Origin of the sequence: Acinetobacter sp. YH16044, from assembly GCF_013417145.1 — a bacterium.
Taxonomy (GTDB): Bacteria; Pseudomonadota; Gammaproteobacteria; order Pseudomonadales; family Moraxellaceae; genus Acinetobacter; species Acinetobacter amyesii.
On sequence record NZ_VPEK01000009.1, the window covers coordinates 66001 to 84410 of the forward strand.

At 40.4% G+C, this 18410-nt stretch carries 14 protein-coding genes; 8 read left to right on the forward strand and 6 right to left on the reverse strand.

Annotated features, from left to right (window positions below; all coding sequences use genetic code 11):
• The first annotated feature begins 28 nt into the window (after nt 1-28).
• Both FTV38_RS07790 and FTV38_RS07795 read left to right on the forward strand, forming a co-directional pair.
• Nucleotides 29-1090, forward strand: coding sequence for an aldo/keto reductase (locus FTV38_RS07790; protein ID WP_180022136.1), 1062 nt, complete (start codon nt 29-31; stop codon nt 1088-1090).
• An 83-nt stretch (nt 1091-1173) separates the two neighbouring features.
• The gene (locus tag FTV38_RS07795; RefSeq protein WP_372491103.1) at nt 1174-1632 is read left to right on the forward strand and encodes an SRPBCC domain-containing protein; all 459 of its coding nucleotides are present in this window, start codon (nt 1174-1176) and stop codon (nt 1630-1632) included.
• Between the two features lie 139 nt (nt 1633-1771).
• Here the strand turns inward: FTV38_RS07795 and FTV38_RS07800 are convergent, their stop codons facing one another.
• Nucleotides 1772-2308: a lecithin retinol acyltransferase family protein gene (locus tag FTV38_RS07800; RefSeq protein ID WP_078193494.1), complete on the reverse strand. Its 537-nt coding sequence runs from the start codon at nt 2306-2308 to the stop codon at nt 1772-1774.
• A gap of 135 nt (nt 2309-2443) precedes the next feature.
• On the opposite strand from FTV38_RS07800, the gene FTV38_RS07805 reads away from it, so the two are divergent.
• Complete coding sequence (locus FTV38_RS07805; RefSeq protein WP_257228742.1) at nt 2444-3220, forward strand: phosphodiester glycosidase family protein; 777 nt, start codon at nt 2444-2446, stop codon at nt 3218-3220.
• 56 nt (nt 3221-3276) lie between these two features.
• On the opposite strand, the gene FTV38_RS07810 is transcribed toward FTV38_RS07805, so the two are convergent.
• From FTV38_RS07810 to putA, 4 genes are all read right to left on the reverse strand, one after another.
• A complete protein-coding gene (locus FTV38_RS07810; protein ID WP_168378614.1) occupies nt 3277-3525 on the reverse strand; it encodes a hypothetical protein in 249 nt (82 codons plus the stop codon).
• Between the two features lie 262 nt (nt 3526-3787).
• Nucleotides 3788-4012: a hypothetical protein gene (locus tag FTV38_RS07815; RefSeq protein WP_168378613.1), complete on the reverse strand. Its 225-nt coding sequence runs from the start codon at nt 4010-4012 to the stop codon at nt 3788-3790.
• Nucleotides 4013-4264: 252 nt separating this feature from the next.
• Nucleotides 4265-5347, reverse strand: coding sequence for a tRNA (uridine(54)-C5)-methyltransferase TrmA (trmA, locus tag FTV38_RS07820; RefSeq protein ID WP_168378612.1), 1083 nt, complete (start codon nt 5345-5347; stop codon nt 4265-4267).
• 228 nt (nt 5348-5575) lie between these two features.
• Nucleotides 5576-9307 carry a trifunctional transcriptional regulator/proline dehydrogenase/L-glutamate gamma-semialdehyde dehydrogenase gene (gene putA, locus FTV38_RS07825; protein WP_180022138.1) on the reverse strand — a complete coding sequence of 1244 codons (3732 nt, stop codon included), beginning with the start codon at nt 9305-9307 and terminating at the stop codon, nt 5576-5578.
• A 133-nt stretch (nt 9308-9440) separates the two neighbouring features.
• On the opposite strand from putA, the gene FTV38_RS07830 reads away from it, so the two are divergent.
• The gene (locus tag FTV38_RS07830; protein WP_180022139.1) at nt 9441-9935 is read left to right on the forward strand and encodes an Lrp/AsnC ligand binding domain-containing protein; all 495 of its coding nucleotides are present in this window, start codon (nt 9441-9443) and stop codon (nt 9933-9935) included.
• Nucleotides 9936-9996: 61 nt separating this feature from the next.
• On the opposite strand, the gene putP is transcribed toward FTV38_RS07830, so the two are convergent.
• Nucleotides 9997-11499, reverse strand: a complete 1503-nt coding sequence (putP, locus tag FTV38_RS07835; RefSeq protein WP_180022140.1) for a sodium/proline symporter PutP — start codon at nt 11497-11499, stop codon at nt 9997-9999.
• Between the two features lie 423 nt (nt 11500-11922).
• On the opposite strand from putP, the gene aspA reads away from it, so the two are divergent.
• The 4 genes from aspA to FTV38_RS07855 all read left to right on the forward strand — a co-directional run bounded on the left by aspA (nt 11923) and on the right by FTV38_RS07855 (nt 18349).
• Nucleotides 11923-13371 carry an aspartate ammonia-lyase gene (aspA, locus tag FTV38_RS07840; RefSeq protein WP_180007828.1) on the forward strand — a complete coding sequence of 483 codons (1449 nt, stop codon included), beginning with the start codon at nt 11923-11925 and terminating at the stop codon, nt 13369-13371.
• Between the two features lie 316 nt (nt 13372-13687).
• The gene (locus tag FTV38_RS07845; protein WP_180022141.1) at nt 13688-14044 is read left to right on the forward strand and encodes a hypothetical protein; all 357 of its coding nucleotides are present in this window, start codon (nt 13688-13690) and stop codon (nt 14042-14044) included.
• 179 nt (nt 14045-14223) lie between these two features.
• The gene (mfd, locus tag FTV38_RS07850; protein ID WP_180022153.1) at nt 14224-17691 is read left to right on the forward strand and encodes a transcription-repair coupling factor; all 3468 of its coding nucleotides are present in this window, start codon (nt 14224-14226) and stop codon (nt 17689-17691) included.
• Nucleotides 17692-17914: 223 nt separating this feature from the next.
• Complete coding sequence (locus FTV38_RS07855) at nt 17915-18349, forward strand: HIT domain-containing protein (RefSeq protein WP_067762788.1); 435 nt, start codon at nt 17915-17917, stop codon at nt 18347-18349.
• The last annotated feature ends 61 nt before the right edge of the window (nt 18350-18410 follow it).

An 18410-nucleotide genomic window follows, 5' to 3' on the forward strand; every position in this document is an offset into this window, starting at 1 on the left:
GTGTATAAATTAAACACAGGAAATCACCATGAACTATCACAACCTAGGGCAATCTGGCTTACAAGTTTCAGAGTTCGGCTTTGGTGCAGGTACATTTGGCGGGCAAGGCCCTATTTTCTCTGCATGGGGGCAAGCGAGCTTAAATGATGCTCAGCGCATGATTGATCTCTGTATTGATCAAGGCGTGAATTATTTCGATACCGCAGATGCTTATTCAAATGGTGCCTCAGAGCAGATGCTAGGTGCATTACTTCATTCAAAACGCCAAGAGGTGATTATTTCCAGCAAAGTGGGTATCCGATTGAATGATGGAATCAATCAAGGTGGATATTCTAGAAGCTATTTAATACAAGCCGTGGAGGCGAGTTTAAAACGGTTAGGCACAGATTATATTGATGTGCTGCAGCTGCATCAGTTTGATAGCACGACGCCACTTGAGCAGCTGATGCGCAGTTTAGATGACTTGGTACATAGTGGAAAAGTTCGCTATATCGGTGCATCGAATTTTTCAGGCTGGCAGCTTATGAAAGCACAGTCGATTGCCCAACAGCATGGCTATGAAAAGCTAAGTGTGCATCAAGTCTATTATTCTTTGATTGGACGTGACTATGAATGGGAGTTGATGCCTGCGCAGCATGATCAACACATTGGTGCAGTAGTTTGGAGTCCGTTGGGCTGGGGGAGATTAACAGGAAAATTTGATCGTGAGCATGCGATTCCAAAACAAAGTCGGCTGCATGAAACAGCACAATTCGCACCGCAAGTTCGACATGAAAAGTTATTTGCAGTGTTAGATGTAATGCAAGAAATTGCCATGGAAACAGGGCACTCTATCCCGCAGATTGCATTGAATTGGCTGAAAACCAGACCGACTGTGTCTAGTATTTTGATAGGCGCACGTAATGAACAGCAACTGTTGGATAACCTTGCGGCGAAAGATTGGGTGTTAAGCGTAGAGCAGTTAGCCCGATTAGACGCAGTCAGTGCAGTGTATCCACCTTATCCATACTATCCCTATTGGAATGGGCAATTTACAGAGAAGAATCCCACGCTAGTGACATCAGCATTTATTACAGAACATACAGCATAATAGGGCAATAACAATTCAGTGGTAGGCAATGATCAGTTCTCTGTGCTATCACTGAATAAAATTAAAATACTGTAGGAATGCTGATGAGTGTCGTGATTGAAACCCAGATGTTAATTCGTAAGTCCATCAATATCGTATTTAATGCTTTTGTTGATCCTTTAATAACACAGCATTTTTGGTTTAGTGCATCGAGTGGATATCTAGAAGAAGGTAAAACGGTGCAATGGACTTGGCAAAAATATAATGCAGTCGCCGATGTAGACGTGCTGAGTATTAAGGAAAACAAATTAATTCAAATACAGTGGGGAGAACCAAAAACTCAGGTCGATTTTATTTTTGAGCAAATTAGCCCGATGGAAACCTATGTCCGCATCAAAAATTCAAAGATTCCTCTGCAAGGTCAGGCATTGATTGATTTTATTATCGATAGTACAGGTGGTTTTACAACGGTTTTGGATGCAGCCAAAATTTATTTAGAACATGGCCTGCAAAGCAATTTGGTTGAAGATAAATTTCCACCTTTTAGCAATGCGAACTTTTAGCAATGTGAAGCGTGACCAAAATTAAGCATGACATCTGATACGCCGTAAGGAAAAGCTTGTGTATTAGCGCAGTATTTCTAAGCAATGTGCTGATGTATTGAAATTTGATAAAGCCACGGTTCAATGCTGCTGCAGTGAATTAACGATTTTTATGTTCTTCACGCTTTAAATAGGTATAAACCGGCATCTGCATTTTGGCTTTTTCGCGCAGTTTCTTTTTGATATAGAACACCAGTGCAAAGCAAGTAGTGGTCACGGTCAGCATCATACTGCTCATAAAACTCATCAGAGAACTGACATAGCCAATCGTGGTGAGTCGGTTCATCATACGGAACACTTGAGGACTACTTTCAACGCCGGTAATAGCCCATGTGCATAAGTGTTCACAGTTATTAATAATCAGATGATAGTTGTTTTCATGCATACGTGAGCGCATGCGACGCACCACTTTACGACCTTTAAATTTTGGATTGCTATATGACTGAACGATAATTTTTTTGCCGTGGCTGAATTTTTCGATCGAAGTCATTTCAATTGGATGTTTTTTGAAAAGGTGTGCAAAACCAGAGTAGTGAATGACTCTACCGCGGCCGGCATATATGCCATGATGGCTATAACCGAAGTGTTTAACAATAAGATGTGTTCCAAGAGGAAAACCATCTTTCTGCACGTGCATGAATTTACCAGTCCTACTTTAAATCCGAATTATTTTTAAAGATTAGTCTACTTTTAATCTGTGAATTAATCGACTATTTTAGCGATGATTTAGCTAAAATTTGTTCGATTTTTAACGTGCGCTATGGATAGGGTCATGCTTGGTCTTCAATTAACCTCAATGTTTAAAAAAATGCGCTTTATGATGCTGCTCGGTCTGATTTTCTCACCGAGTATTTCCTATGCCAATATTCAAGCGAAACGTGTCAGTCAGCCTATTGCCGTGGATGTGGTTGAAATTTCCGATCTGAGTCAACTGAAGCTCTATTTATATGATACACAGCAGCAGCCATATCAAGACCTACAGCGACTAAAGCAGGTATTAGCGCGTAAGTGTAATACGATGAACTTCGCAATGAATGCCGGGATGTATCATGCAGACTTAGCACCTGTTGGTCTATACGTTGAAAATGGAGTGCAGAAAAAAGCCTTGAATCGTGCAACACGAGGCTTTGGTAATTTTTTAATTCAGCCGAATGGTGTTCTAGCATGGAATGGCAAGCAAGCGGTGATATTAACTACACAAAAATATGCTTCCACAAATTTTAATGCACGTTATGCGACGCAGTCAGGCCCGATGCTAGTGGTAGATGGAAAAATCAATTCAAACTTTATCCCACAGTCAGATTCATTGAAAATCCGCAATGGTGTGGGGATCAAAAACGGTAAGTTGTATTTTGTGATCAGTCGTGAAGGCGTGTCGTTTTATGCATTTGCACAATATTTTAAGCAGCAATTATCGATTAACAATGCCTTGTATTTAGATGGATCTGTGTCTAGTGCAGATATTCAAGCATTGAATAGACATGATTCAAGTTTGAAAGCTTTAGGGCCAATTGTAGCGTATACAACAGGATCTCAATGCAAACAATAAAAGCCCGAATGGTCGGGCTTCATCTGTACAGTGTTTAGATTGATAGAAACAACTGTTTATTTGCCGACTAAACCTAAAAAGGTACTTTGGGTTTGGCACATTTGAATGGCTTGTTCTTTAGATTGTTGCTTGATACTTTCTTCAAACTGTTTTTTCTGTTCTTTGATTTGTTCTTCGTTTAAGCCCATTTGTTTCGACAAGGCTTCGAGTTTGTCCCAAGATTCTTCGCATTCTTTGGGAATTTGGCTACAAGCACTTAGACTAAGTATGCAGCAGGCAATAAGGCAACTTGTTAATTTATTCATGTTCATTCCTTTAATTTTTATATCAATGCTGTTTAGAGGTCTTCGGCATCATATTTGATGCAATATTAGGTTTTATTGTCGTGTGTTTAAAAATTAGACATCACTGAGTTACCTTGGAGCATAGCATAAAAGTTGTAAATTACGATGTGGCCGACTCACAAAACCTGATCTGTAAATAAGCGGCATCATTATGATTATTTTAAAAATGAAAAAGGCACTCTGTAAAACAGAATGCCTTGTTTGAACATTGAATGTTCAGACTCTACTGTAGAGGTAGATGCTGGATTTCATTTAATTCCTTACGGCTATAACCGCGCGAAGCGAGTACTTTTTTAATACCGAGGATAACATCTTCATCCGTTGCCTTTGTAAGAGCAGCAATAAGCTGTTCATTGGTTTTACAAGAGCAATCATTTTCAACACAGGCAATTTGATTCTTATGCCCGTTTTGCTGTTCATTAGCGAACAACTTATGCCAAAAACTCATAGAGCCTTCATTTGCGACCTAACATAGAACGAAATATAACCAATCCAATAAATAAAGCAAGACTACTAAAGTGAAATTTTAGCCAGTTGAATGATCATTTTTTCGATTGGACTTTTAGAATCTTTGCTTAATTGATATAGAAAGGTATCCATTACACCGCATGTGGCGAGAATATAAAGCTTTTTTAGTATATAAAAAAGGAGCTTTTAGAAAGCTCCTTTTATGACAACAACATGACTTGAAATAATTTGTTTAAATCTTCTCAAGAAACACGCCAGACTCTACATGGTGTGTATAAGGGAACTGATCAAACAAGGCAAATTTGCTGATTTTATGCGTTTGTGAAAGTAGTTTGAGATTGTCATGCAAAGTATCTGGGTTGCATGAAATATAGATAATGCGTTCAAAACGTTGCAACAGTTTTAGTGTTTCATCATCGATACCTGCACGCGGTGGATCGACAAATACCGTATCGAAGTAATAGCTTGAAATTTCAATTTCGGCTTCTTCAAGGCGGCGGAATGTACGTTCAGCATTGAAGGCTTGGGTAAACTCTTCAGCAGATAGACGAGCTACTTGGATATTATCAATGCCATTTTGCTCAATATTCCACTGTGCTGCATAGACTGAAGACTTAGCTAATTCTGTTGCTAAAACGCGATTAAAGCGTGTAGAAAGAGGCAGTGTGAAATTACCATTACCACAGTAGAGCTCAAGTAAGTCTTTGTCTGAGTGATCGGCAGCCTGACACGCCCATTCCAGCATTTTTTGACACACGCCAGCATTGGGCTGAGTGAAACTACTTTCAATTTGTTTGTACTGATATTTACGGTCAAATACTTGGAGTTCTTCAACCACATAGTCATCAGTTAAAATCACACGCTGACCACGACTACGACCATAAATCTTGATATTGAGCTTGTCAGACAGGGCTTTGGCAGCAATTTCCCATTCAGCATTGAGTGGGCAACGGTAAACCAATGAAACCAGCATTTCACCTTTCAGGGTTGCTAAGAAATGAACCTCAAATAAACGGCTCGATAAGATCTCTTGTGCCTTGAGTTCATTTAATAATATTGGCATTAAGTCATTAATGCTTTTATCTGCAATAGGGAAATCTTTAATTTCTACAACTTGTTTTTCATTGTCTGCATTGCGTTCAAACATTGCATAGAACATATCATTTTCAGTATGCCAAATTCGGAATTCCGCTCGCATACGAAAGTTTTGTTCAGCAGAAGGAAAAACTTCTAAAGAGGGAGGGTTGTATTCTGAAAATTGAGCCGTAATGCGGGCAACTTTGGCATCAAGTTGTTGCTGATAAGTTGAAGTCATATGCAGTAAAAAATCGCAAACATATTAAAAAAGTCATGTTAGCAAAATTCACCTTATAAGACTAAATTAATTCCACTTTTGGCTGTATTTATCTGTAGAGAAGATGAATCTGAATACGCTAAACAGAACTTTTATCGAGGGGAAGTTAAAAAAACGCTCAATCTTTATGGAACATTCATAAAGATTGAGCTAAGTGAGGAACTGATTAGTTGGAGTTCAATTCAGTGTTTAATTCATTGTCATTAAGCTGGCATTACCACCGGCTGCAGCTGTATTGACACTAGTTGCACGCTCAATCACGAAACGTTCTACAGGGATGTCATATTGGCCAGAAGCTAAATGCGTAATGCCAATAATTGCACCTTCACGAGACGCGATGACTTGTTGAATTTTTAATAACTCAGTTTGTTCACCATGGTGTAAAACCGCATCAAAATTGCCATGATAAATATCCGTGATCACTTTAAATTGGTCCACGAGGATTTTCGGCATGCTATTTAAGTGTTTTAACACAAAAGTATTGTCTGCAAGTACCACGGGTTGACTACCCACCGATAAAATCGCAGCAATTTGATTCAGTTGATCTGCATCATTATTGGCTAGTGAAAGTACACCTTTACGTGCCAAAATGGCATATTGGTTGTTTTCACCGGTTGGGCCTTGTAGCTCAAAACTTTGTCCAGCGGCTATGGCCTGCGGTGCTTGAATCGCAATGCCTGAAAAATGCTGCTTCGCCCAAGTGTTAAAAGCTTCATATGCAGGGAAGTGTGTAGCTTGCGTTTCTGCCTGAGCCGCATAAGGTGTAGCCAGTTTTTTCACAGACACTTGATGCATTAAACGGTAGAGATATAAAGGACCGCCCGCTTTTGGACCTGTACCTGATAAGCCTTCGCCGCCAAAGGGTTGTACACCAACCACAGCACCTACAATATTACGGTTAATGTACAGGTTACCGACTTCTGCATGACCGATAACTTTTTGAATCGTGTCATCAATACGTGTATGCAAGCCCATGGTTAAACCATAACCTTTGGCATTAATTTGTGTTAATAGGTTTTCAATCTCACCATATTTGTAGGTGATTAAATGCAATACTGGCCCAAAAACTTCGCGTTCTAAATCATTTAAATTTGGCAGTTCAATCAAAGTTGGTGCAACGAAGGTTCCCGTACTTAAGGCATTGCTATCAGCATTAAACATGATTTGATGTACTGGATAGCCTTTGCTACGCATCTTCTCAATATGTTTTTCAATATTTTGCTGTGCTTCAAGGTCGATCACTGGGCCAATGTCAGTTGCTAATAGTGCGGGATTTCCGACACGAAGTTGCTTCATCGCACCTTGTAACATGGTACGGACAACGTCCACATTATCTTCTTGTACACAGAGAATACGTAGGGCAGAACAGCGTTGACCTGCACTGTCATAGGCAGAGTTAACGACATCCAATACCACTTGTTCTGTCAATGCTGATGAGTCAACAATCATGGCATTTTGACCGCCAGTTTCAGCAATCAATACCACGCTTTCGCCAAATTGGTTTAAGCGCTGTGCCACGGTTTTTTGCAAGATACGTGCGACTTCCGTTGAGCCAGTAAACATGATGCCTTGGACACGTGAGTCCGCGCTGAGTTTGGCACCAATGGTTTCGCCACGGCCAGGAAGGAGTTGCAATACATCGAAGGGAACACCTGCTTCCCATAAAATATGTACAGCTTGAGCAGCAATCAGTGGCGTTTGTTCAGCAGGCTTGGCAATCACGGTATTACCTGCAACCAAGGCTGCAGCAATTTGACCTGTGAAAATAGCAAGCGGGAAGTTCCATGGGCTAATGCACAGCACAGTGCCAAGAGGTTCAATTTGCGTATTTTCTGCTAGATCAATCATTTGAGCTGCATAATAACGTAGGAAATCTACAGCTTCACGGACTTCAGCAATAGCATTGGCATAAGTTTTACCACTTTCACGTGACAACAACACCATGAGAGATTGCAATTGTGCTTCCATCAAATCTGCCGCACGGTTTAAGCATGCTGCACGCTGATCTTTGGCTAAAGTTTTCCATGAAGCTTGGGCATTTACCGCATTATTGAGAGCGATTTCAGCTTGTTCTAAACTGGCTTCGCTGACACTACCGACCACATCACTACGGTTTGCAGGGGTTGTAATGTTGATACTTGCAGTATGAATTTCTTCTAAATTAGCGCCGATTGCACTAGCATGCCACTGGGTATGTGCATGCTGTACTGCCGTGGTATTGAGCTGAGATAAGTCGCGATCATTGGCTAAATCGAGTCCTTTTGAGTTGCGACGTTCTGTGCCATACAAATCTTGCGGAAATGGGATAGAAGGATGCTTCGCTCCAGTGATACCTTCTTTTTCAGCCGTCGCTAATATTGTCTGTCTTGGATTTTCAATTAAATCTTCAATTTTTAAATTTTTATCTGCAATACGGTTAACGAAAGACGTATTCGCACCATTTTCCAGTAAACGTCGAACCAAATAGGCCAATAAGGTTTCATGGTTACCCACTGGTGCATAAATTCGACACGGCACACCCAGTTTGTTGTCAGATTTCGAACCCACCACTTGTTCATAGAGGGGTTCACCCATGCCGTGAAGGCACTGAAATTCATACTGGCCTGGATAGTAAAGCTCTGGCTGTGCTAGTTGGTAAATCGTAGCTACGGTTTGCGCATTGTGTGTTGCAAACTGAGGATAAATTTGCTCAGGTGCTGCCAAGAGCTTTTTAGCACATGCAATATAAGACAGGTCGGTATGAACTTTGCGCGTAAATACAGGATAGTCACTCATACCTTCAATTTGCGCTTTCTTAATTTCGCTGTCCCAGTATGCACCTTTCACTAAGCGGATCATTAAACGTTTTTGGCTACGCTTAGCGAGGTCAATAATATGGTCGACCACATAGAAACAGCGTTTTTGGTAGGCTTGAATCACAAATCCAATACCTTTCCAGTCCGCTAATTTAGGCTCAAAACACAGGCGTTCTAGTAGTTCCAAAGAAATTTCTAAACGGTCAGTTTCTTCAGCATCAATGTTTAAACCAATATTGTAATGCTTAGCTAATACAGCAAGTTCTAGCACTTTGCCATAAAGTTCATTATGCACACGGTCGATCTGTGAACGTTGGTAGCGTGGGTGTAGGGCAGACAATTTGATCGAAATACCTGCGCCGTTATAAACATCCTTTCCTTCAGAAGCTTGACCAATCGCGTGGATCGCATCGGTATAGTCTTGATAATAACGTTCTGCATCAGGTTCAGTTGATGCTGCTTCACCTAACATGTCATATGAATAGCGGAAGCCTTTGTCTTCTAATACTTCTGCATGTTTAAGCGCTTCATTGATGGTTTCACCTGTAACAAACTGTTCGCCCATCATACGCATAGCCACGTCTACAGCTTTACGGATAATGCCACGTCCACTGCGTGCTAAAATACCGGTGAGTAGGCTAGACAGACTTTTTTGTTGAGGGGTTTCCATCAGTTTGCCCGTCAGCATTAATCCCCAAGCAGCGGCATTTACGAACATGAGGCTACTTTGGCCAACATGATCTTTCCAGTTACCTTGGTTGATTTTATCTTTGATCAGTAAATCACGTGTTGCTTTGTCTGGAATACGGAGTAGCGCTTCAGCTAAACACATGAGCGCGATGCCTTCCTGAGAAGACAATGAAAACTCTTGTAGCAAGCCTTGTACAATGCCTGCTTTACCTGTACCGCTTTTACGTTCACGTAATGAATGGGCTAAGTCAAAAGCCAATTGTTGAATTTGATCGCTGATCGGGGAAGGGATTTCACTGTGTGCTAATAAGTTTTCAATGCACTCAGTTTCAGCACGACGCCATGCTGTATTAATCGATTGTTCAAAGCTATTCTTGTCTTTAAATTCAGTGATGTAGTCATCGCTTCCCGTGACTTCAAATACTTTTCCATTCATGTTTCAATTTTCCGTGTCAAAGTTCTATGACGAGCAAATAAATCTTGAGCTTGATCCTTTATTTAATTTATCATCACAGAATATTTAGCGAATAACTCACTATAGTTTTAATAATATTTAGAGAAAAATTCAGATGACTAGCCCATATTTGAGCTTAGACCGAATAGATATTCGAATTTTAGAGCTGCTGCAAGAAGACGGAAAATTGTCCAATATTAAGCTTGCAGAAATGGTGAATTTATCACCCACTGCGGCGTTGGCACGTGTGCAAAAGTTATCGAAAGAAGGCTTTATTTTAGGCTATGAAGCACGTTTAAATCCGGTCTTACTCAACAATGGATTTGTGGTTTTTGTAGAGATTTTACTAGATAAAACCACGCCCAATGTATTGGAATATTTTTCGGATGCAGTGCGTCAAATTCCAGAAATCGTAGAATGTCATATGATCAGCGGTGGTTTTGATTTTGTAGTGAAAATACGCTGTGCAAATATGGAAGAATTTAGAAAAATTTCAGGGCAGGTGCTTTGGCAGCTACCCGGCATCAAGGAAACGCGCAGTTATCCTGTGATGGAAGTAATCAAAGAAAGTATGCAAATTAAGCTGAAACCTGCGGCTCGGCCGAAGTAGCTAATCATCAATAATTGAGTACTAAAAAGGGGCATTTAGCCCCTTTTTAGTGTCAAAAATTTTAGATTTCAGACATTTCTTTTTGATATTGCGCTTCGGCTTTTTCAAAGCGTTCAACCACATCCGCCTCTGGTGCTTTGCCCAATAAGCTCACGACAACGATACTGATCGCAGAGAAAATAAAGCCTGGAATGATTTCGTATAAACCAAGGTGGCCTAAGTAGTTTTTCCACACGATGACAGTCACAGCACCCACGATCATGCCAATGATAGCTCCGTTAAGCGTCATACGTTTCCACAGCAATGAAAGAATAATCAGCGGGCCAAATGCAGCACCGAAACCTGCCCATGCATAAGCCACTAAGCCTAAAACTTTACTTGCAGGGTTCATTGCAAAGGTGATTGCAAATACGGCAATTGCCAAGACCATCGCACGTCCAATCCAAACCAATTCTTTTTGCGATGCGTTTTTACGAATAAATCCTTTGTACAAATCTTCCGTCAAGGTGGTTGAACACACCAATAACTGACAGCTAAGTGTGCTCATCACCGCAGCTAAAATTGCGGCCAAAATAATCCCAGCAATCCACGGATTGAATAGAATTTTAGTCAATTCCATAAATACCGTTTCAGGGTTTGCATTAACGACGCTTGCCAGTTCTGGGTGAACTTGGAAGTAAGCAATACCGATATAACCGGCTGCTACAGCACCGCCTAGACATAGGATCATCCATGTCATACCAATGCGACGTGCATTCGGAATGGATTTAACAGAATCGGCTGCCATAAAGCGAACCAAAATATGCGGCTGACCAAAATAGCCTAAGCCCCACGCCATGCTGGATAAAATCGCAACTGTACTTAAGCCTTCAAATAAATTGGAAGCTTGCGGGCGAGCTGTTTCCAAAATAGCAGCAAGATTTTGACTGTTATCACCTAAAGCAAGGTAGGTGATGATCGGTGTGATCAGCAGTGCAAAGATCATCAGACCCGCTTGGAAAGTATCGGTCCAACTGATCGCTAAGAATCCACCAATACAGACATAGCTGATGGTTGCAATTGCACCAATCCACAGTGCTGTTGTGTAGTTCCAACCGAATAAACTTTCGAAAAGTCGTGCGCCAGCCACCATGCCAGAAGCACAGTAAATCGCAAAGAACACTAAAATCACTACAGCTGAAATGATACGTAAAATCTTTTTACGGTCTGCAAAACGGCTCGTGAAATAATCGGGCAGGGTCAGGGCATTATTTTGATATTCGGTATGAACACGCAAGCGACCAGCAACGATCAACCAGTTCAACCAAGCACCGATAATTAAGCCGATTGCAATCCAAGCTTCGGAAAGACCAGATAGATAAATTGCACCAGGGAGACCCATGAGTAGCCAACCACTCATGTCGGATGCACCTGCTGAAAGTGCAGTCACAACACTTCCTAAACTTCGTCCACCTAAAATGTATTCGTCAAAGTTATGCGTAGCTCTGTAGGCATACAAACCAATGGCAAGCATTGCAAGAATATAAAAAATAAAGGTGACTAATGTCGGGTTTAAATGGCTCATAGGCGGTTCGTCCTTAATGAAAGCAAATCATCTCTGTCCTAGATGAAAATTTGTACTTCTGTCGTAAGTCGCAGATTCAAGCACGATTTAAAAATTACACTCTGTAACCTTTAAGCATATTTTATGTATATTTTGTGTAAACACTATTTTTTCTTATTACAAATCGAATTTTTTATTGTACTGTTGAAATGTTGTCCAGAAGGGAATTTAAATTTTGTTAAGTAAATCTACCTAAGACTTTTCATCACAAAAAGAGAACTAATGAAATTAGGTAAAAATTACACAATGTTACATAGTGAACAAGAAATGTGCATTTGAAATATTTGGTTGCAAATGTGCATCACATCATCTGTAGTGAGATGATTTGAACAGGTCGAATATGAGGTATGCACAGTCTTGGTGCGTAATTAGAGGGAATGCGCAGTGACAACGGTTCAAATGGAAAAAACGAGAATAGAGCATGATTTATTGGGGGATAAAGCAGTCCCGCAGTCATGTTATTACGGTATACATACATTGCGTGCCATCGAAAACTTTCAAATATCAAAGCAGCATGTCGGACAAAATTTAAACTTTGTACGCGCTATTGCTCAGGTAAAAAAAGCGTCAGCAGAAACCAATTATCAATTTAACTTAATACAAGATGATATTCGCCAAGCGATTCAGCAGGCGTGTGATGCATTGATTGTTCATCCTGAACAATGGGCAGATTCATTTCCAATTGATATTTATCAAGGTGGAGCAGGCACTTCTATTAACATGAATGCCAATGAAGTCATTGCCAATATTGCCCTTGAGTTGCTCGGAGATGCGAAAGGCAGTTATCAAAGGATTCATCCCAACGACCATGTCAATAAGTCACAATCGACTAATGATGTCTATCCAACAGCGCTGCGTCTAGCGACATATAGTGCTTTTAATGCTTTATTTGTGGTGCTAAATCAACTTATAGGAAGCTTACATCTCAAAGCTGATGAGTTTAAACATGTCATCAAAATGGGGCGTACACAGTTACAAGATGCAGTTCCGATGACTTTGGGGCAAGAGTTCCGAGCATTTGCAACATTATTAAAAGAAGATTTGAAGTTGATTGAGCAAAATCGACAGCTTCTATTGGAAATTAATTTAGGTGCGACGGCAATTGGCACTGGCGTGAATTCTCCTGCGGGTTATGCAGCCAAGGCCGTTGAAAATCTAGCTCATTTGACCGGTCTAAAATTGCAAGGTGCAGAAGACTATGTCGAAGCAACCAGCGATTGTGGCGTATTTATTTTATTATCGAGTTGCTTAAAACGTTTAGCTGTCAAACTTTCTAAAATTTGTAATGACTTACGTCTTTTAAGTTCTGGGCCACGTACAGGTTTAGCGGAAATTCGATTACCTGAGTTACAAGCAGGTTCGTCGATCATGCCTGCAAAGGTCAATCCCGTGATCCCAGAAGTGGTCAACCAAATTGCATTTCGAGTAATGGGGAATGATTTAACCATCACTTTGGCTGCAGAAGCAGGGCAATTACAATTAAATGTCATGGAGCCTGTGATTGCATTGTCCATGAATGAATCGATTGAGCTTTTGGTGAATGCAGTAAAAACATTAGACAGCAAATGTATTCAAGGGATTCAGGCAAATGAGCAAGCATGTTTTGATGCTGTGATGCGTAGTGTAGGTATTGTGACCTTACTTGATCCATATTTAGGTCATGCAAAATGTGATGAAATCGGTAAGCAATGTATTGCCGAAAATAAAACCATTCGCCAAGTGGTTTTAGAGCAAGAGCTGTTAACTGTAAGTCAATTGGATGAAATTTTCTCGATTGAAAATTTAGTTTCTGAAGTGACACCATTTAGTATGCCACTCGCTCAAGTGAGTTAAATGCTTATTTAAGACTTTTAAATAGTAAATGATGAGTAAATGACGAAGGTTAATCCTTCGTTTTTTATTTGAAGAAATTAGTGGTAAATCTAGAAAACTAATCTGATGGCAGTGATGTTTTAGATTTCTAAAAGAAAGTATTAGGTTGAGAATAAAACGCTATATTTGCTTAGGATTGTAATTATTGTTCTATATATAGTCATGAAGGTTTGGATGAAAAATTTAGTGCATAGATAAAGTCAGAAAAGCTTTAACTTGCCCAAAAAAGGATGTAATCGAAGTACAATAGGTTTTTTATCATGTTGTAGATAGTCAGATGTTTAATAAGTTAGTCGATTTATTCAAAGGCGCTAAAGAGTCGCCTGAGCAACTTTACTTAGAACAATACCACATTCAATATGATGAAACTCAGGGCTATATCATTGAAGGCGTAGTTTTAAATACTTTGTCTGAACGTATGGAATATTTGTCGAATAGAAAAATGACAAATTTCGATGATTTAAAACAGCTCTATGCGACTGCAATGATTATCAATGAAAAAATAGACTTGGAAATTGCAAATCAACGCTTTGTTGCACGATTAGGCAATACTGAAGAAAATCTGTTGCAATTTAAACATTATGTCAAACTATTGAATGATTATTATCGTCAATTCATCCGTGATCGTAAGTAAGTGAATGGACTGCAGTGTTTGAGTTTGATGGGTGCGTTAAGGGTACTCATCAATAGAAAATACAATCGCAAATCCATATTGGTTAAAACACTGTATATAGTTGCTTAAATCTCGGAATGTAAAAAGCATCGTGTTAATATGATCACCAAGTGATTAAAACATTAAAAGCTATTTACATCATGTTCCAGCAAGAAATTTCACAACTCAATCTTAAACAGCTTAAAGCTGGCGAAAAGCGGTGGGTCGGAAACTTACAAGGCTCATCTGCTGCATTATTATTTAAAGAAATTAGCAAACAATCCAAACAGTTGTTTGTGATTGTTGCACGTAATAATCAGCATCTCGGGCAGTTAGAAAGTGAGCTGGAATTTTACGGAATTAAGCCAACTATTTTCCCAGATTGGGAAATTTTACCTTATGACCGGCTGTCGCCACATCAAGACATTGTTTCTGAACGCTTGGCGATTTTGTCCAATATGCCACAGCAAGGTGTGTTGTTGGTTTCAGCAACAACTTTAGCGCAGCGAGTTGCACCGGCATCTTGGGTATTAGGTGAACACTTTGATATTAAAGTGGGTCAAAAATTTGATATCGAACAACAAAAATTAAGATTAGTACAAGCGGGCTATCACTTGGTGGATACCGTTTATGATCATGGTGAATTTGCAGTACGCGGCAGCATCATGGATATTTACGCTTCGGGGCAAAGTTCACCGATTCGTATTGACTTATTTGATGATGAAATCGATACCCTCAAATTCTTTGATCCTGAAACTCAGCGAACCACCCAAAACTTAGATTATTTTACGGTTTTACCTGCAAAAGAATTTCCATTAAAAGAAGCACGTTCACTGTTTCGTGATCGATATGCGGAAAATTTTCCGACAGCAAATCCAAAGAAAAACCCAATTTATCAAGATGTACAAGATGGTATAGCTTCACCGGGTATTGAGTTTTATTTTCCGTTGTTCTTCTCTGAACAAGCCATGAGAGAGCAAAGTACCCTGTTTTCGTACTTACCTGAGAATGGCATTGTCATTACAGACAGAGCCATAGATGACACATTGATTCAGTTTTGGTCAGACATTGTGCGTCGTTATGAAGACCGTCGTCATAATGTCGACCAACCGATTTTGCCGCCAGAGCAGATTTTCCTACAACCAAATCAAGTGTTAGAACAATTAAATCTCTGTCGTCGTATCGTGGCTTCGCCTGAGGCTTTTGATGAACGCAATGGCGTGATCAATCTTGCAGCTGAGATTCCACCCCGTTTACCTGTCGATCCAAAACGTGAAAAGCCATTTTCTGCGGTTAAGCAATATATAGATGCGGCAAATTATCCAGTGCTTTTGGTGGCTGAAAGCGCTGGTCGACGTGAAACTTTAAAAGATGCATTGCGTCCAAGTTTGGGTGATATCCCAACGGTCGAAAGTTTTGATGATTTTATGCATTCTATGCATGCGATTGCGATCACCAATGCGCCCTTAGATCGTGGTTTATTGTTAACTGACAAGCTCAGTGTAATTTCTGAAAATCAGCTTTATGAACACCGTGTGGTTCAACGTCGTCGTAAACGCCAACAGGAAGTATCAGAAGAGTTCCTTGTTCGTAGTTTAACCGAGCTAAGTATTGGCGCACCTGTGGTTCATATTGATTATGGTGTGGGGCGATATGCAGGTTTAATTACCTTGAGTATCGATGAGCAAGACCATGAATTTTTGCAGTTAGACTATGCCGATGCAGCTAAGGTGTATGTCCCTGTAACAAACCTACATTTAATTAGCCGATACAGTGGTGGTGACCCAGATCTAGCACCATTACATAAATTGGGCACAGATGCATGGTCTAAAGCCAAACGCAAGGCTTTAGAGCAAATCCATGATGTGGCGGCCGAACTTTTACATATTCAAGCCCGTCGTCACTCGAAGCCGGGTTATGGATTTGAACTGGATCAAAGTCTGTATATGCAGTTTGCCAGTGGCTTCGCCTATGAAGAAACTTTAGACCAAGCCAATGCTATTGAAGCGACACTGTATGACATGCAACAAGCGAAGCCGATGGATCGCTTGGTTTGTGGTGATGTCGGTTTTGGTAAAACAGAAGTGGCCATGCGTGCTGCATTTGTGGCAGTACAAAATAACAAACAAGTGGCTGTACTTGTGCCAACCACGTTGTTGGCGCAGCAGCACTACGAGTCTTTCAAAGACCGTTTTGCGGACTGGCCTGTACGTATTGAAGTCCTATCACGCTTTGGTTCATCAAAATCACATACCAAAACCATTGAAGACCTCGCAGAAGGCAAAGTGGATATCGTGATTGGCACACATAAAATCTTGCAGGAAAGTGTGCAATTTAAAAATCTCGGTCTCATGATCGTGGATGAAGAGCACCGTTTTGGTGTGCGTGATAAAGAGCGAATTAAAGCTTTACGTGCCGATGTTGATATGCTAACGCTAACTGCAACGCCTATTCCACGTACGCTGAATATGGCTTTTAGTGGTATGCGTGATCTATCTATTATTGCAACGCCACCTGCACGTCGTCTTGCCGTGAAAACTTTTGTGCAAGAACACACTGGGGATTCGATTAAAGAAGCCATCTTGCGTGAACTATTACGTGGCGGGCAAGTGTATTTCTTACACAATGAAGTCGAGACCATTGAACGCACGGCAGAGACTTTACGTGAATTGGTTCCTGAAGCACGAGTCGCGGTAGCACATGGTCAAATGCGTGAGCGTGAGCTAGAGCAAATCATGCAGCAGTTCTATCACAAAGAATATAACGTGCTGGTGTGTTCAACCATTATTGAAACTGGGATTGACGTGCCAAACGCCAATACCATTTTGATTGAACGTGCAGATAAACTGGGGCTTGCGCAGTTGCACCAATTACGTGGTCGTGTTGGTCGATCGCACCATCAAGCATACGCCTATTTACTTGTACCTTCGCTCAAAGGCTTAAAGGGTGATGCTGAAAAACGCCTAGATGCCATTTCGCGTGCCTCGACTTTGGGTGCGGGTTTCATGTTGGCTACAGAAGACTTAGAAATTCGTGGTGCAGGTGAGTTGCTGGGTGAACAGCAAAGTGGCTCAATGCAAACCATCGGTTATAGTCTATATATGGAAATGCTTGAAAAAGCCACCAAAGCCATTCAAAAAGGCAAAACACCTAATTTTGACTCACCATTATCATTAACGGCTGAAATTAGCATGCATATGCCAGCCTTAATTCCAGATGATTATTTAGGTGATGTACATCAACGGTTATTGTTCTACAAACGCATTAGTAATACGGATACTCAAGAGAAACTCGATAACATTCGTATGGAGTTGATCGATCGTTTTGGCTTACCACCACAAGCAGTTAAGCAGTTATTCTCTGTCCATCAGTTGCGTTTAAAAGCGGAACAATTGGGTATTACTAAAATTGATATCAGCTCACATGGCGGCAGTATTGAGTTCTCGCCAGATACACCAGTTCAAGCCATATCCATCATCCAAATGATGCAAAAGCATCCGACTTTCTTCCGAATGGAAGGTGGACAGCGTCTAAAAGTGATGGTCATGCTCGAAGAATATGACAAACGCATTCAATTTATAAATGACTTATTAGACAGTTTACTGAAGGAATTAGCGCCAAATCACTAGATTTGGCGTATAAATTGCTTGTTTAGAATGAGTAGATTTTTATGCGTGTTTTTTATATAGAAGAAACGCTTGATTTTTTTGAAAAATTTATTAGAGTCATAAGCAAGCAACGTTTTATTCAAATGCGGTTTATTTGTAATGAAACGTTCTGTACAGAATATTCACACCCATAAGGATGTGATAGTATTAGCCATCATTCTAATTTTGCATCATTTATAAAGATATGTTTAGTTTACATCCACAACTTGCTCAAGATACGTTTTATGTAGGCGACTTTCCTCTGTCAACATGTCGTTTGATGAATGATATGCAATTCCCGTGGCTTATTTTGATTCCACGTGTTCCGGGAATTACAGAGCTTTATGAATTAAGTCAGGCAGACCAAGAGCAGTTTTTACGTGAATCAAGCTGGTTATCAAGCCAATTGTCACGTGTATTCCGTGCAGACAAAATGAATGTAGCTGCATTGGGTAATATGGTTCCACAATTACATTTTCATCATGTTGTTCGTTATCAAAATGATGTAGCTTGGCCGAAACCAGTTTGGGGTACGCCAGCAGTTCCTTATAACAATGATGTCTTGGCACATATGCGCCAAACACTAATGCTTGCACTACGTGGTCAAGGCGATATGCCTTTCGATTGGCGTATGGACTAATCCCGATTTACGGACAATATCAGGATAGTAGAAGAATGAGTGTCCGTATGGGGGCGATCGA